General features: G+C 72.3%; 16 protein-coding genes. 8 read left to right on the top strand and 8 right to left on the bottom strand.

Features of this window, described 5'->3' with window-relative positions; all coding sequences use genetic code 11:
- Positions 1 to 21: 21 nt before the first annotated feature.
- Positions 22 to 312 (bottom strand): NAD(P)H-binding protein, encoded by a 291-nt coding sequence (locus tag MNY62_RS04350; protein ID WP_242342876.1) that lies wholly within the window; start codon positions 310 to 312, stop codon positions 22 to 24.
- A 297-nt stretch (positions 313 to 609) separates the two neighbouring features.
- Here MNY62_RS04350 and MNY62_RS04345 point away from each other — a divergent pair, with 297 nt between their 5' ends.
- Entirely contained in the window at positions 610 to 912 is a 303-nt protein-coding gene (locus MNY62_RS04345; protein ID WP_456298373.1) for a DF family (seleno)protein, read from the top strand.
- 205 nt (positions 913 to 1,117) lie between these two features.
- On the opposite strand, the gene MNY62_RS04340 is transcribed toward MNY62_RS04345, so the two are convergent.
- Positions 1,118 to 1,795 carry a trimeric intracellular cation channel family protein gene (locus MNY62_RS04340; RefSeq protein ID WP_242342874.1) on the bottom strand — a complete coding sequence of 226 codons (678 nt, stop codon included), beginning with the start codon at positions 1,793 to 1,795 and terminating at the stop codon, positions 1,118 to 1,120.
- Complete coding sequence (locus MNY62_RS04335; RefSeq protein WP_242342873.1) at positions 1,792 to 3,054, bottom strand: amidohydrolase; 1,263 nt, start codon at positions 3,052 to 3,054, stop codon at positions 1,792 to 1,794. The genes MNY62_RS04340 and MNY62_RS04335 overlap by 4 nt, the downstream gene beginning before the upstream one ends.
- Before the next feature lie 405 nt (positions 3,055 to 3,459).
- Between MNY62_RS04335 and MNY62_RS04330 the strand changes: the two genes are divergently transcribed.
- Positions 3,460 to 3,888 carry an ester cyclase gene (locus tag MNY62_RS04330; protein ID WP_242342872.1) on the top strand — a complete coding sequence of 143 codons (429 nt, stop codon included), beginning with the start codon at positions 3,460 to 3,462 and terminating at the stop codon, positions 3,886 to 3,888.
- A gap of 465 nt (positions 3,889 to 4,353) precedes the next feature.
- On the opposite strand, the gene MNY62_RS04325 is transcribed toward MNY62_RS04330, so the two are convergent.
- From MNY62_RS04325 to MNY62_RS04315, 3 genes are all read right to left on the bottom strand, one after another.
- A complete protein-coding gene (locus tag MNY62_RS04325) occupies positions 4,354 to 5,223 on the bottom strand; it encodes a DUF2182 domain-containing protein (protein ID WP_242342871.1) in 870 nt (289 codons plus the stop codon).
- Positions 5,199 to 5,972: a DUF899 domain-containing protein gene (locus MNY62_RS04320; RefSeq protein WP_242342870.1), complete on the bottom strand. Its 774-nt coding sequence runs from the start codon at positions 5,970 to 5,972 to the stop codon at positions 5,199 to 5,201. Before MNY62_RS04320 ends, MNY62_RS04325 begins: the two co-directional genes overlap by 25 nt.
- 85 nt (positions 5,973 to 6,057) lie before the next feature.
- The gene (locus MNY62_RS04315) at positions 6,058 to 6,816 is read right to left on the bottom strand and encodes an SDR family oxidoreductase (RefSeq protein ID WP_242342869.1); all 759 of its coding nucleotides are present in this window, start codon (positions 6,814 to 6,816) and stop codon (positions 6,058 to 6,060) included.
- Positions 6,817 to 6,927: 111 nt separating this feature from the next.
- Here MNY62_RS04315 and MNY62_RS04310 point away from each other — a divergent pair, with 111 nt between their 5' ends.
- Positions 6,928 to 8,148 (top strand): HTH domain-containing protein, encoded by a 1,221-nt coding sequence (locus MNY62_RS04310; protein ID WP_242342868.1) that lies wholly within the window; start codon positions 6,928 to 6,930, stop codon positions 8,146 to 8,148.
- 22 nt (positions 8,149 to 8,170) lie between these two features.
- A complete protein-coding gene (locus MNY62_RS04305; protein ID WP_242342867.1) occupies positions 8,171 to 8,833 on the top strand; it encodes a Vgb family protein in 663 nt (220 codons plus the stop codon).
- A 40-nt stretch (positions 8,834 to 8,873) separates the two neighbouring features.
- Here MNY62_RS04305 and MNY62_RS04300 read toward each other — a convergent pair whose 3' ends face one another.
- Entirely contained in the window at positions 8,874 to 9,791 is a 918-nt protein-coding gene (locus tag MNY62_RS04300; protein WP_242342866.1) for a LysR family transcriptional regulator, read from the bottom strand.
- Positions 9,792 to 9,847: 56 nt separating this feature from the next.
- Positions 9,848 to 10,792: a DMT family transporter gene (locus MNY62_RS04295; RefSeq protein ID WP_242342865.1), complete on the bottom strand. Its 945-nt coding sequence runs from the start codon at positions 10,790 to 10,792 to the stop codon at positions 9,848 to 9,850.
- A gap of 106 nt (positions 10,793 to 10,898) precedes the next feature.
- Between MNY62_RS04295 and MNY62_RS04290 the strand changes: the two genes are divergently transcribed.
- The 4 genes from MNY62_RS04290 (at position 10,899) to MNY62_RS04275 (ending at position 13,493) form a co-directional block, all read left to right on the top strand.
- A complete protein-coding gene (locus MNY62_RS04290; protein WP_242342864.1) occupies positions 10,899 to 11,693 on the top strand; it encodes an AraC family transcriptional regulator in 795 nt (264 codons plus the stop codon).
- A gap of 127 nt (positions 11,694 to 11,820) precedes the next feature.
- Entirely contained in the window at positions 11,821 to 12,324 is a 504-nt protein-coding gene (locus MNY62_RS04285; protein WP_242342863.1) for a cupin domain-containing protein, read from the top strand.
- Between the two features lie 16 nt (positions 12,325 to 12,340).
- Entirely contained in the window at positions 12,341 to 13,015 is a 675-nt protein-coding gene (locus MNY62_RS04280) for a cyclase family protein (RefSeq protein ID WP_242342862.1), read from the top strand.
- A 208-nt stretch (positions 13,016 to 13,223) separates the two neighbouring features.
- Positions 13,224 to 13,493, top strand: coding sequence for a mersacidin/lichenicidin family type 2 lantibiotic (locus tag MNY62_RS04275; protein ID WP_242342861.1), 270 nt, complete (start codon positions 13,224 to 13,226; stop codon positions 13,491 to 13,493).
- The last annotated feature ends 126 nt before the right edge of the window (positions 13,494 to 13,619 follow it).

Here is a 13,619-nt window from a genome sequence, read left to right as displayed (position 1 = left end):
CGATCAGGAGCGAGAGGCCGTTCAGCGACACGTCGTGGCCCACGAACGGCTGCCCCTTCTGTGTGATCTGGTAAGAGATCTCGCGTCGTCCCGCGTGAACCAGCCCGGCCGCAGGATCGTGTAGTCGAGGTCCGAGGCTTCGATGACTGCGGCCGAGTCGCGGTACGGGTCGAGCACGCTGCGGGAACGCTCGCCCGGAACCTCGCCGTAGATCCCCATCGAGCTGATGAAGACGAGGCGCGCGACGCCGGTCGCGAGCATCGCCTTGCGCGCGAGCTGCCCGTTGGCGCCGAGGATGAGGACGTTCGTCATGGTCGGACGAGAACCTACGCGCGGCCCGGCGGTCTCGAAAGAGGTCGATCGCGGATGGCCCGTGCAGGAAAACTTCACGATGTGCCATCTTCGCGGCCGAGCGCATGGCGCGTCGCTCGGCGCCTGTCGCGCTGTCGCGCCGGGACCCCCTCGAGCGACGCGTGCCTGACCGCGAGATTGCCGGCTGGTTCGGCGACGCGCTCGCCCACACTCTCGCCGCTCTGTTGGCCCTCACCGAGACCGCGGAACCATGAACACGCCGGCGACTCCCGTTGAGAGTGGTACGCTTCACCGTCGATGAAGGTCCAGGTCCTGATGAGCCCCGCCTGCGGGCACGGAGAGCGAGCGCTCGAGCTGGTGGCGGACGTCGTCCGGCATAGCGCGCCGGGGACGGAGATCGAGACGACCTTGGTCGCGACCGCGGAGGACGCCGCGCGGTTCTCCTTCCCAGGGTCGCCGACCATCCGCGTGAACGGCCGCGATATCGATCCGCAACCGCCGACGAACGTCGGCCTGGGTTGACGGCTGTACGGCCTCGCGGGCGTGCCCCCGCGATTGCTCATCGAGGCGGCCGTGAGATCGGCGCTCGCGCGCTCATGATCGCTTCTTCCGGCGTCGCGTCTCGGGCGCCTCCTTCGCGAGCTCGGACTCGCGGTTCGCGGCTGATGAGCCCCGGCTTGAAGTGGCCGGAGACAGCCATCGTCGTGTCTTGCTCATGGGGGCTCGTCCTCTTCGCCCAGATGAGCTCCGGAACTCTCGAGCGATCAGGCGCCGCGAGATCCCAGCCCTCGACCGCCACCCGGCGTCACGCTCTCCAGCGTGTCTTGGCGGCGTCGGCCGACGGCTCTTGCTCGCCGGCGACGGGCAGCCGCCAGCCGCGCCGGAGGGCCATGAAGCGGAGCCCGAAGCAGAGGAGCGCGCCGGCGGCCGTGGCCAGCGAGGATGGCACTCCGAGCGCGCTCCCGAGGACCACCACGGCCGCGCCGGCGAGGGCGGCGACGGCGTAGATCTCGGCGCGCAGCACGGTGGGAACCTCGGCGACCAGCAGGTCGCGCACGATGCCGCCGCCGATCCCGCTCAGCATGCCGAGCAGCGCGGCGGGGAGCGGGCCGACGTGGAAGGCGAGTGCCTTGTGAGCGCCGGAGACCGCGAACAGGGCCAGGCCGACCGCGTCGAAGAGCTGCACCGGGTTCCGCAGGCGCTCCACCGCGGAGTGCCAGAGGAGCACCACCGCGCCTGCGAGCAGCGAGACCGCGAGGTATCGCCAGTCGACGAGCGCCGCCGGCGGCACGGCGCCGATGAGCACGTCGCGAACCATCCCGCCCGAGCTCGCGGCCACGAGGGCCAGCACGAGGGCCCCGAAGACGTCGAGCCGGTGCTTCACGCCCGCGGCCGCGCCGCTGAGCGCGAACACGAACGTGCCGCCGAGGTCGAGCGCCACGGGGAGCACGCCGAGGTCGACCGCGAAGCGGGTGACGGTCATGGCGCGAGCCAGGCCGTCGCCGCGGCGACGGCTGCCTCCACGCCGGTGCGCAGGGTCGGGTGCAGGACCGGCGCGAAGCGCGGGTTGTGGTTGGTCGGCAGGTCGCCCATGCGGCCCGCGTCCCGGGCCTGCCGGTACGCCTCGGGATCGGTGCCACCCACGAACCAGAACACCGAGGGCACGTGCCACTCCGCGCCGAAGCAGCCGAAGTCCTCGCTCGCCGACGTCGGCTCCACCTCCCGCACGCGCTCGGCGGGGAAGCTCCGCTGGAACGAGGCGACCACGCGGCGCGTCGCCTCCGGGTCGTTCCGGACGGAGACGTAGCGGTCGAGCGGCGTGAGCTCGGGCGGCTTGGGCGCACCCGACGCCGCCGCTTCAGCCTTCGCGATCCGCTCGATGGCGGCGAGCACGCGAGCGCGGACGCCCTCGTCGAAGGTGCGGACGTTGAGCTTGATGAGGGCCTCGTCGGGGATGACGTTCTCCTTCGTGCCGGCCTGCAGCGCCCCCACCGTCACGACCGCGGCCTCGGTCGCCGCGACCTCGCGGGAGACGATCGTCTGCAGGCGGAGCACGGTCGCCGCGGCCATCACCACCGGGTCGATGCTCGCCTGAGGCATCGACCCGTGGGCGCCACGGCCGAAGAGCCGGATCTGCAGGCTGTCGCCGGCGGAGGTCATGACGCCGGCGCGCCAGCCGAGGACGCCGGCGGAGCCGACCATGACGTGCTGCCCGAGCACGACATCCGGCTTCGGGAAGCGGGTGAAGAGCCCGTCGTCGATCATCGCCTGGGCGCCCGTGGCGATCTCCTCCGCGGGCTGGAACACGGCGAGCAGCGTCCCCCGCCAGGCCCCGCGGGTACGGCCGAACAGCGCCGCCGCGCCGGCCAGCCACGCGACGTGCATGTCGTGCCCGCAGGCATGCATGACCGGAACGGTCTTGCCGTCCTTGTCCACCGACGTGACCGCGCTGGCGTAGGGCAACCCCGTCAGCTCCTTGACCGGCAGTGCATCCATGTCCGCGCGCAGCATGACGGTGGGACCGTCGCCGTTCCGCAGCACGCCGACGACGCCGGTCTTCCCGATCCCCGTCGTGACGTCGCACCCGGCGGCGCGCAGCCGCTCCGCCGCGATCCCCGCCGTGCGGGTCTCCTGCATCGAGAGCTCCGGGTGCGCGTGGAGGTCGGTGTAGACCTTCTCCAGGTCCGGGAGCAGACCGTCGAGGGGGGCGAGCAACTCGCTGACGCCGGGCGCGTGTGCCATGTATTCCTCACTCCGTTCCACGGGGCGGCCGACCGCGTGTGAGGCCACAGGCCGTGTCGAGCGGCCCCTCGGCGGGGCCCCGCTCGCCGGGTCGAGTCAGGGAATGACGTGGCACCGTTCCCGTGTGAATCGGACGGAAACTTGAGCACGGCGGGCTGCGCCAGCACCGCGTCAGTCCTCCCTGACGACGTCAGGCACGTGGCAGGGATGGCCGTGGCGCGGCGAACGAGGGAACCCCGAGGCCAGCGTCCACGCGAACGAGCGGCGTGACGACCACTCGCGACCCGCTTCGATTCGCCCGCGCGCTCCGCGGACGGTGCGTACGGTTATCGCGCCTCGCACGACGGGCAGGACGGGATGGGCCTGGGCCTGCGCGGACGAGGCGTTCACGTCGGAGGCGAGACCATGGCCGAGGACAACCTGCAGCGGATGAAGACGCTCGACGATGCCTGGAACAGCCAGGACTGGGAGGTCTTCAGGAAGCGCCACTCGGCGGACACGCAGGTGTTCTGGCCGGGCCAGCCCGACCCGACGCGCGGCCGCGACGCACACCAGGCCGAGTCGGCGGCATTCTTCAAGTCGATCGAGAACCAGCTCGAGAACGATCCCTACAAGGTGATGCTCGCGTCGGGCGACTGGACCTGCACGATCGCGAAGTGGAAGGGGAAGATGATCGGGCCGTGGAAGGATCTGAGCGGCAAGGTGCATCCCCCCACCGGCAAGTCGTTCGAGCTGGAGTTCTGCACCGTCGCGCGCTGGAAGGACGGCGAGATCGTCGAGGAGAAGCTCTTCTACGACCAGGTCGGCTTCCTGCGGCAGATCGGCCTGCTGTAGTTGCGTGGCCGGCCGCGTGCGCAAGGTCGCACTCGGCCCGGCCGAACCGTGCAGGCGCGGCCGGGCCGAGGGGGGAAGCGCGAGGCGTGGCGCGGCCGGATCGACTCAGCCAGGACCGGAGCCCCAGCGGCCCTGGATCAGCGCGAGCGTTCGCCGTTTCCGGGGAGCCAGCCGTTGCCCTCGCCAGGGAACTGGCCGGGGGGCATGGGATAGACGGGGTGCTTGCTGGCCCCGGACACCTTGCTCAGCAAGGCGTCCCCGAGCGCCGTCGGCGCGGGCACGGGGCGGAGGGGCTTCTCGTTCGGATTGCGCATTGTCGTCATCCTTCTTCGTGGGGTTGGTGACGCCCGTGGTGGGCGGGGCCCCACGGAGCAGCGCGCTCGCTGCACCGCCAGACCCGAGTCTTCAGACGGGCCGGGGCGGGAAAGCTGACACCCCCACCGGACGGCGAGCACCTCGGATGCGTCATCCGAGCCCGGCTGCTCGCGCGATCATGAGCAGCCCCGCCCCGACGACGGCGGCCCCGATGGCTCGCGCGACGCGCTCGCCGGCCGGTGCGAGACGCTCCACGGTGATGGCTGCCGTCACGAGTGCCATCGCGCGAAGGTCCATGACCCCCATGACCAGGAGGATCGCCATCGGACCGGCGCAGCAGTAGCTGCAGTGGAGACCGAGGCGCAGGCCGTGCCGCCAGGCCGTGGCGGCGTCGGCCGGCAGCGTGCGGCCGCGCCCGGGTGCCTCCCGGCAGCAGGCAAGGTGACGCGCCTTCCATGCGGTGAACTGGAGGGAGCCGGCGATGACGACGACCACGCCGACCGCGATCGGTACGCCGTGCGCCAGCGCCGGCTCCATCATCTCGGCCGCCGCCAGCGCGATCCCCAGCGGAAAGGCCGCCATTCCGAACACCGTCCACACCAGGAAGTAACCCACGCCCACGAGCGCGGTCAGCCGACCGAGGTGCGTCTCGCCCGTCCTGCCAGCGGCTGCCTCGCGGTAGCGCCCCAGCATCGGGACCAGGGACGGCAGCATCATCGCCACCATCATCACGACCCACATGCCGAGGAACGACGCCGCGGCGCCGGGCCACGTCTGTCCGGGCATCCGCATCCACGCCATCGACATCGTCCAGCCGCCGGGCATCGGCATCCCGCCCATCGCCGACATGGACCGGCACCAGACGATCGTCACCGCCGCGCTGACGGCGAAGAGCAGGGCCGAGACGCCGAGGAAGGCTTGCCGCGAGGCTCGCTCGGAAACCATGGGTGAGATCTCCAGTCCCGCAGTTGCGCCACTGACCCCCACGACTTCGCTCAGTACTCGTCGTGGCGGCGCCACCAGACGTCCGTCTCGTTGCGCCCCCCGGGCGCGCGGTCGAGCCACTGGTACATGCCCCACAGGCCGTCGATCCCGCGCGAATAGGCGGAATAGGCGTGGTAGACGACGCCGTCCTCGAGCACGAACGCGCTCATGCCCGGCCGCTCGCGGGTGTACGTGGCCACGTCGGTTCCGGTCATGGCCGCGATCTCGCCGACGGCCCCCTCGCCGCCACCGTCCCGGCCGAGCGCGCTCCGCTGAAACGCGGCCGCCTCGCGCCGGTAGTTGTATTCGATGCCCCCCTCGCGCTGTTGCCTCGCGGTGAACTGGACGTTGAAGTCGAGGTTGAAGTCCCCTCCGAACGAGGACGCCCAGGGAAACTTCCACCCCATCCGTCGCTTGTACGCCTGCAGCTTCGCGAGAGGCGCCCGCGACACCGCCGAGAGCGTGACGTCGTGGTGGGCCAGGTGGACGACGGAACCGTCGAACCCGTCCGCGATCGCCGAGCAGGACGGACACCCCGCCGTGTAGTCGGGGCCGAACATGAAGTGGTAGACGAGGAGCTGCGAGCGCCCCCGGAAGAGGTCCGCCAGCGAGGCGCTCCCCTCGTCGGTCTCGAATCGATACTCCTTGTCGATCCGAACCCACGGCAGCTCCTGCCGCCGCCGCGCCAGCTCGTCGCTGCGCCGTGTCAGCTCCTTCTCCGCCTCGAGCAGCTCGAGCCGTGCAGCGAGCCACTCCTCACGTGTGCCGGTCGTGTGCGTCGTCATCTTTCTCTCCTTCCTGCGGGTGTCCTTCATCGTTCGTCCCCTTCCGTCCCGCGTTCGTCGGCTGCTCGGGCGAAAGGTCGCTCGTTCATGCCGCGGATCCCGACAGCATCGCGGCGGCCATTGCGGCGATCTGTCGTTCCGAGGCCTTCGGCGAGGACCCGAACTGTCGACCAAACTCCACGGCGAAGGGGTCCGGGAAGATGTCCTCCTGCCCGGTCTCGATGCCGTCGAGGATCGCGAACGCCACGTCACGCGGCGAGGTCTTCGGCAGCGCAAGCTCACGGGCCATGTCGGTGTCGACGGGGCCCGCGTAGACGCCGAAGACCGAGGTGCCCTGCGCCCCGAGGAGGATACGCGCGGCCTGGGTCAGCGAATGGAGCGCGGCCTTCGAGGCGCTGTAGGTCGGGAAGAAGGGGAGGTTGGTCAGGCCGGCCGCCGAGCCGATGTTGACGACCGCCCCCCCGCCGTTCCTGGCCAGCGTCGGCGCCAGGCGGTGGAGCAGCTGCAGAGGCCCGAAGTAGTTCACCTCCATCTCGCGCCGGGCCTGGTCGAGGAGCGTTGAATCCGCGATTCCTCTGGCAAGCACCACGCCGGCGTTGTTGAAGACGAGCTCGACGTCCGAAGCCGCTTCTGCGCCCGCGCGGATCTGGTTCGCGTCGGTCACGTCGAGCCGCAGCGAAACGAGCCGCTCGTCACGCACGGCGCGCAGCGCCTCCGGATTGCGCGCCGTGGCGTAGACCTTCCTCACGCCCCGGGTCAGGAGCGCTTCGGTCAGAGCTCGCCCGATGCCACGGTTGGCGCCCGTCACCAGGGCGACCGCTCCTTCGATTCTCTGTGCGTTCATCGTCTCTTCCCTTCTCGTTGTTCGGCAGGGCTCAGCCCCTGCACAGGACGAGTCGTAAAGGCCGACGAAGCGAGGCGGGAGTAACAAGGACGACGCGGTTAGGATCGGACGATGGATTCCTCGATCACCGCGGCAGGGCGCGCGCTGCGCGCGGGAGATCCGCTCGGCGCGCTCAAGCGCGTCGCCTTGCGGGACGACCCGGCGGCGCTCGCGCTGCGCGGGATCGCGATGGCCCAGCTCTCGGACCTGGGGCGCGCGCGGGAGCTGCTGCGACGCGCGGCGCAGGGCTTCGGGCCGCGCGAGACGCTCGCGCGGGCACGGTGCCTCACGGCGGAGGCGGAGGTGGCGCTGGCGGCGCGCGATCTCGCCTGGCCGCCGCGGGCGCTCGCCGAAGCCCTGCGCACGTTCGCCGCTCGCGGGGACCGGGAGAACGCGGCCCACGCCCGGCTGCTGCAGATCCGTCGTCTCCTGCTGCTCGGCCGGGTGGACGAGGCGGACGCCGCGTGCGCGACGCTCGAGCTCGGCGCCGGGCCCGCCCGCCTCGCGGCCATCGCCGCCCTGGTCACCTTCGAGATCGCGCTCCGCCGCGGGCGAGCAGAGCAGGCGCGCGTGGCCCTCGCCGGCGCGCGGGCGGCGGCGGAGCGGTCGGGCATCGGGGCGCTGTGCGCGGAGGTCGAGCAGGCGGGACGGACCCTCGTGCTGCCGGCGGCGCGCCTCGTCGCCGCGGGCGAGGCGCGGTCCCTGACCCTGGCGGAGGTGGAGGCGGTACTCGCCTCACCGGACCTGGTCGTCGACGGCTGCCGGCGGGTGGCGCGCCGGGGAGAGCGGGTCGTGCGGCTCTCACGCCGGCCGGCGCTGTTCGCGCTGCTGTACGGTCTGGCGGAGGCGTGGCCCGGCGAGGCGGCGCGCGACGGCCTGATCGAGCGCGCGTTCGGCGCGCGCCGGACGAACCCATCCCATCGCGCGCGCCTGCGGGTCGGAATCGGGCGCCTGCGTCGAGAGCTGCGGCCGCTCGCCGAGATCCGGGCCACCGCGGTTGGCTTTCGCCTGGTGGCGCGAGGGGCCGGCACGGTGCGGCTGCTGGCGCCACCGATCGAGAGCCCCGACGCCGCCGTCCTGGCGCTGCTCGCCGACGGCGAGGCCTGGTCGACCTCGGCGCTGGCTCAGGCCCTTGGGGCCAGCCAGCGGACGGTGCAGCGGGCCCTGGTCGCCCTCGAGGAGGCCGGCCAGGTTCGCGCGCTGGGCCGCGGCCGCTCCCAGCGCTGGCTCTCCGCGCCAGTGGCCGGATTCGCGACGACCTTGTTGCTCCCGGTCTCCGACGGGCTCGGTTAGGGAGAGAGAAAAGGAGCAGGCGATGAGCAAGGTCAGCGAGACGGAGCAACCGGCCGAGACCGTGCGCGAGTACGGGCCCTTCCCCGGCGCACCGCACGTGCACGGCGTCAGCTTCGACGGCAGCCGGGTCTGGTTCGCCAGCGGCGAGAAGCTGCAGGCCTTCGAGCCGGCGAGCGGCAGGATCGTGCGAGCCCTGGACGTCGCCTGCGATGCCGGGACGGCCTTCGACGGCCGGCACCTCTTCCAGATCGCGGGGGACCGCATCCACAAGATCGATCCGGCGACCGGCGAGGTCCTGTCGACGATCCCGGCGCCCGGCGGCGGGCGTGACTCGGGGCTGGCCTGGGGTGAGGGTACGCTGTGGGTCGGGCAATACCGCGACCGGAAGATCCATCAGATCGATCCCGACACCGGCGCGATCCTGCGCACGATCGAGTCGAACCGCTTCGTCACCGGAGTCACCTGGGTGGACGGCGAGCTCTGGCACGGGACCTGGGAAGGCGACGACGCCGACATCCGCCAGGTCGACCCCGAGACGGGCGAGGTGCTGACCCGCCTGACGATGCCGGCGGGAACGGGCGTGAGCGGGCTGGAGTCGGACCAGGGCGAGCTCTTCTACGCCGGCGGTGGCGCGAGCGGCCGGGTCCGCGCCGTGCGGAAGCCACGCCGCCGGTCAGGGCGCTAGTCGCAGCAGGGAGCACGTCCGCCCGGCGCGAGGCGTGCGGTCACCGTGATCGCTGCTTCGACTCGGTCGCCAGCTCGCGCGCGACGTCCACGAAGGCCCTGAACGCGGGCGACACCTGGGCTCGGCTCGGGAAGTACAGGAAGAACCCCGGAACGGCTGCCGCGTACTGCTCGAGAACGATGCGCAGGCTCCCGCGGCGCAGCTCGTCCGCGATCTGCGGCTCGAACGCGTAGAGGAGGCCCACTCCCGCCACGGCGAGAAGTCGCATGAGGTCGGGGTCGTTCGTCGTGACCGTCCCTTGCACGGGGACGCGCCACGTCTTCCTCCCGCGCTCGAGCTCCCACGCGTAACGCGCTCCGCTGGGGGACGCGCGGATGCAGAGGCAGTCGTGCTGGAGGAGGTCCTGCGGCTTCTCCGGGATGCCCCGTCGCGAAAGATACGACGGAGCCGCCGCGACGACGAAGCGGCCCGCGTCCGTGAGCCGGACCTGGACCATGTCGCGCTCGATGGCCTCCGAGAGGCGGATGCCCGCGTCGAAGCCCTCGGCGACGATGTTCACGAACCGATTCTCGGCCTGAACCTCGACCTCCACCTTCGGATACCGTTCGATGAACCGCGAGAGCAGTCGAGCGACGACGAGCGCCACCGACGGGGTCGGCACCGAGAGCCGGACCCGGCCCGTGACCTCGCCAGGCCGGGCCGACACGGTCTTCAGCGACTCGAGCGCCTGATCCACCGCCGGGCCCGCGTTCTCCACCAGACGCTGCCCCGCGTCCGTGAGCGCCACGGTCCGCGACGTCCGCGTGAGCAGCGTCACGCCGAGGCGCACCTCGAGCTGCCGAACGGACTGGCTCAGCGCGGAGGTGGATACGCCGAGATCCCTGGCAGCGGCCGCGAAGCTACGGCGACGCGCGACCGCGATGAAGGCGTTCAGGGCATTGAGCGGAGTGAGGGCCACAGTGAAGGTTTCCTACCCGAGCTCGCCGCCCGGCGCCAGGGACGAGCCCCGCGGCGTCACGAGGCCCCGGCCGGCGTCGGGGCGGCTCGCGGAGCGCGCCGGCGAAGTCCCGGCGCGCTCACGACGGTGATGCCCGCGAGCACCAGCGCGGCGCCCACGCCGAAGGCGGCGTCGACGCGCTCGTGGAGCACGACCACGCCGAAGGTCACGCCGAACAGCGGCGTCAGGAACGAGAACACCGAGACCTGGGACGCGGCGTAGCGGCGGAGCAGCCAGAACCAGGCGAGGTAGCTCGCGAACGACACGACGACCCCCTGGAAGAGGAGGCTCGTCCACGCGACGGGCGTGAGGGAGACCTGCGCCGCCTGGCCCGAGATCGCGGCGGCGCCCACCAGGAGGACGCTCGCGACCGCCAGCTGGTACAGCAGCGTCTTCGCCGGCGCCGCGTCGGACAGCGCCGATCCCCGCACCACCACCGTCGTCGCTCCCCACGCCGCGCCGGCGAGGACGCCCAGCGCGTCGCCGACGAGCATCCGCGTCGAGACGCCGCCGTGGAGCCAGCCGCCCGCGAACGCCACCGCGACCCCGGCGAATGCGACCACGATGCCGAGCCACTGGTGGCGGCGGAGGCGCTCGGCGCGGACGGCGAAGTGGAGCCCCACCGCCGTGAAGATCGGGGAGGTGTAGAGGAGCACCGCCATGTGCGACGCGGACGTCCGGCGCAGCCCCTCGGCGACGAACAGGAACTCGGCGGCGAAGAGCGCCCCCGCGAGGACCCCGGGCCGAAGCGTGCCGTCCCGGAGCGACAGGTCCTCGCGGCGGGCCAGCATCAGGAGCAGCACGAGCAGGGCGCTCATCCCGGAGCGGAGGCCGACCTGCATGATCGGGACGACGTCGTGGGCCGCGAGCTTGATCGCGACCTGCTGCGCGCCCCAGATCGCGCACAGCAGCACCATCGTCGCCATCACGAAGCCGTCGAGACCCTTGCGCGTCGAGCTCATGCCGTCCCCTCTGCCGCCAGCCCAGCCGCCGGCACGCGCACGATGATGCCGCTGGCGAGGTGCCTCGATATAGTGCGATCCGGACATTCGCTGCAGCGAAGTCGCCATGCCGAGGCACATCCGCACCCCGCTCGACGAGACGCTCCCGCACCCGGTGTACTTCCGGACGGACAGCCTGCAGCCGGACTCGTCGTACCCGCGTCACCGCCACCACTGGGGCGAGTTCGTGTACGCGTTCAGCGGCGTCATGGAGCTGAAGCTGGCGGACCGCCACTACCTCGCGCCGCCGCAGTACGGGATCTGGCTCCCGCCCGAGGTGGAGCACGTCGGCCTCAACCGCCACGAGGCGACGTTCTGCTCGCTCTACCTCGCGCGCGACCGGTCTCGCCGGCTCCCCCGCGAGGCGTGCGCCCTCGCGGTGGGCCCGCTCCTGAAGGTGCTCCTCGAAGAGCTGCGCGCGCGCGGGATCGACACGCCCCGCACCCCCGCGGACGCGCGGCTCGTGGAGGTGCTCGTGGACGAGCTCGCCGCGGCGCCGCGCCAGGGCACGTACCTGCCCACCTCCGAGGATCCGCTCCTCCGCCCCATCCTCGCCGCGCTCGAGGCGTGCCCCGACGATCCGCGGACCCTGGCGCAGTGGGCGAGGCGAGTGCACACCACGGAGCGGACGCTCGTGCGGCGGTGCCAGCGCGACCTCGGCATGTCCTTCGGCGAGTGGCGGCAGCGGCTGCGGGTCGTGCGCGCGCTCGCGCTGCTCGAGGCGGGGCGGTCGGTGGAGTCCATCGCGCTCGACCTCGGGTACGGCAGCTCGTCCGCGTTCATCGCGATGTTCCGGCGGATGATGGGGACTTCGCCGAGCAAGCTCCGGAGGGACGCCACCGCGAGCCCCACGCGTCGGTAGCCGGCGCGCGCGGCGAGCGCGGGTCGGGATAGCGGGTGAGCGCTTCCTGGCGTACCCGTTTTCTCCGGTGCCCTCTGCTCCTGGGCACGCATGATCCCGCCACCCAGAGCGGCCGAGGTGGGCATCCATGGCCAAGACGAAGCCGGTGAAGAAGAAGGTCGGGGGGCGGGCGAGGGTCGCAAAGAAGGTCGGCGAGCGGGGGAGGGTCGCGAAGCGGAAAGCGGCTCCGGCGCGGCGCCCGGCGCAGCGGCGTGCGCCGACGTTCGCCCCGCTCAAGGGCGCGACGCGCCGGGACATCGGCGGCGTGCAGCTCGAGATCGGTCGAGCCGGCGGCGCACGCGTGAAGCGCGTCATCTATCCGGCGGGGTTCCGCTGGTCGACCGACATGAAGCCGGTCGTCTCGACGGACCTCTGCATGCACGCGCACGTCGGCTTCCTCGCGAGCGGCGCGATCGGCATCGAGTACCCGGACGGCTGCACCGTCGAGTTCGAGGCACCGGAGATCGTGGCGATCGACCCGGGCCACGACGGGTACGTGGTCGGCGATGCGCCGGCCGTGCTGATCGAGTTCGACTTCGAGAGCGCCACGGTCGATCGGCTCGGGATGCCTGCGTCGCATCGGCACCCGTGAGGCGGCGGCGAGCACCATGACGCCCGGCGCGCGACGCCTCGTGGAGCTGAGCCATCCGATCCGGCACGGGATGGTGACCTACCCGGGCCTGCCCGGCCCGGAGATCACCGACCACCTCACCCGGGAGGCGTCGAGGGCCCGCTACGCCCCGGGCACCGAGTTCCACATCGCGCGCATCTCGATGGTGGCCAACACCGGCACCTACCTCGATGCGCCCTCGCACCGCTTCGCCGGAGGCGCGGATCTGGCGGGGACGTCCCTCGCCTCCATGGCCGATCTCGAGGGCGTCGTCGTGCGCGTGGCCGGGGACGGCGGCCGGGCGGTCGATCGCGAGCTCTTGCTGCCGCTCGAGGTGCGCGGGCGCGCGGTGCTCGTCCACACGGGATGGGACCGCTACTTCGGCACCGAGCAGTACTCGCGCGGCGCGCCGTTCCTCACGCGCCGGGCGGCCGAGTGGCTCGCGGCCGAGGGCGCGGCGCTCGTCGGCATCGACGCGGTCAACGTGGACGACGTGGAGGACGGCACCCGGCCGGCGCACACCGTGCTCCTCGCGGCCGGCATCCCCGTGGTCGAGCACCTCCGCGGCCTCGAGCAACTCCCCCCCGGCGGCTTCCGGTTCCACGCCGCGCCGCCGCTCGTCCACGGCATGGGGACGTTCCCCGTGCGCGCCTACGCGGTGATCGGGGGCTAGGAGCTTCCTGCGAGCCCAGGCAGGACCGCCGGCGGCGTGCCCCGCGCCCTCGAAGGGGCGCGTGCGTCAGCTACGGCGCGCGCCCCGGTCCACCTCACGTTCTCCCGAGGCACCGGTGAGCTTCAGGGCCGGACCGCAGCGCGGCAGAAGGGCCGCAGGGGAGACGGCAGGCCAATACACACCAACCGAATACGAGAGGAGCAACAGAATGAAGATCGACATCGTCCGCGCGTGGAAGGATCCCGAGTACCGCAAGAGCCTGAGCGCGGAGGAGCTCGCGAGCGTGCCGGAGTGTCCGACGGGGTTCGTCGCGACGTCCGACGAGGAGCTGAAGGCGGCCGTCGGCGGCGCCAGGCTCGGCGCCATGCGCTTCAGCGGGCTGCGGCTCGCGGACACCACGCTCGGTGGCAGCAACTGCAAGACCGAGTACCCGGAGTGCTGCTACAACTCCACCATCGGTCCGATGAAGGTGATGTGACGGACCCCCGCGCCCCGGCGGGAGACGACGCCGCGCCCCCCCAAAAACACCGCCCGCCCGGGGCGCGGTCCCCCCGCGCGGCGTCGGCCGCCGCCGGGGCGCCCCCGAAACACAGCGTCCGGCCGG

The sequence above is a fragment of the Anaeromyxobacter terrae genome, from assembly GCF_022690685.1.
Lineage (GTDB): Bacteria > Myxococcota > Myxococcia > Myxococcales > Anaeromyxobacteraceae > Anaeromyxobacter > Anaeromyxobacter terrae.
This window is presented reverse-complemented; position numbering and strand designations above follow the sequence as displayed.

What these genes read in the sequence shown, in the direction of transcription:
- MNY62_RS04350 (WP_242342876.1), bottom strand. Translation starts at nt 312, where the DNA reads ATGACGAACGTCCTCATCCTCGGCGCCAACGGGCAGCTCGCGCGCAAG.
- MNY62_RS04340 (WP_242342874.1), bottom strand. Translation starts at nt 1,795, where the DNA reads ATGACCGTCACCCGCTTCGCGGTCGACCTCGGCGTGCTCCCCGTGGCG.
- MNY62_RS04335 (WP_242342873.1), bottom strand. Translation starts at nt 3,054, where the DNA reads ATGGCACACGCGCCCGGCGTCAGCGAGTTGCTCGCCCCCCTCGACGGT.
- MNY62_RS04330 (WP_242342872.1), top strand. Translation starts at nt 3,460, where the DNA reads ATGGCCGAGGACAACCTGCAGCGGATGAAGACGCTCGACGATGCCTGG.
- MNY62_RS04320 (WP_242342870.1), bottom strand. Translation starts at nt 5,972, where the DNA reads ATGACGACGCACACGACCGGCACACGTGAGGAGTGGCTCGCTGCACGG.
- MNY62_RS04315 (WP_242342869.1), bottom strand. Translation starts at nt 6,816, where the DNA reads ATGAACGCACAGAGAATCGAAGGAGCGGTCGCCCTGGTGACGGGCGCC.
- MNY62_RS04310 (WP_242342868.1), top strand. Translation starts at nt 6,928, where the DNA reads ATGGATTCCTCGATCACCGCGGCAGGGCGCGCGCTGCGCGCGGGAGAT.
- MNY62_RS04305 (WP_242342867.1), top strand. Translation starts at nt 8,171, where the DNA reads ATGAGCAAGGTCAGCGAGACGGAGCAACCGGCCGAGACCGTGCGCGAG.
- MNY62_RS04295 (WP_242342865.1), bottom strand. Translation starts at nt 10,792, where the DNA reads ATGAGCTCGACGCGCAAGGGTCTCGACGGCTTCGTGATGGCGACGATG.
- MNY62_RS04290 (WP_242342864.1), top strand. Translation starts at nt 10,899, where the DNA reads ATGCCGAGGCACATCCGCACCCCGCTCGACGAGACGCTCCCGCACCCG.
- MNY62_RS04285 (WP_242342863.1), top strand. Translation starts at nt 11,821, where the DNA reads ATGGCCAAGACGAAGCCGGTGAAGAAGAAGGTCGGGGGGCGGGCGAGG.
- MNY62_RS04280 (WP_242342862.1), top strand. Translation starts at nt 12,341, where the DNA reads ATGACGCCCGGCGCGCGACGCCTCGTGGAGCTGAGCCATCCGATCCGG.
- MNY62_RS04275 (WP_242342861.1), top strand. Translation starts at nt 13,224, where the DNA reads ATGAAGATCGACATCGTCCGCGCGTGGAAGGATCCCGAGTACCGCAAG.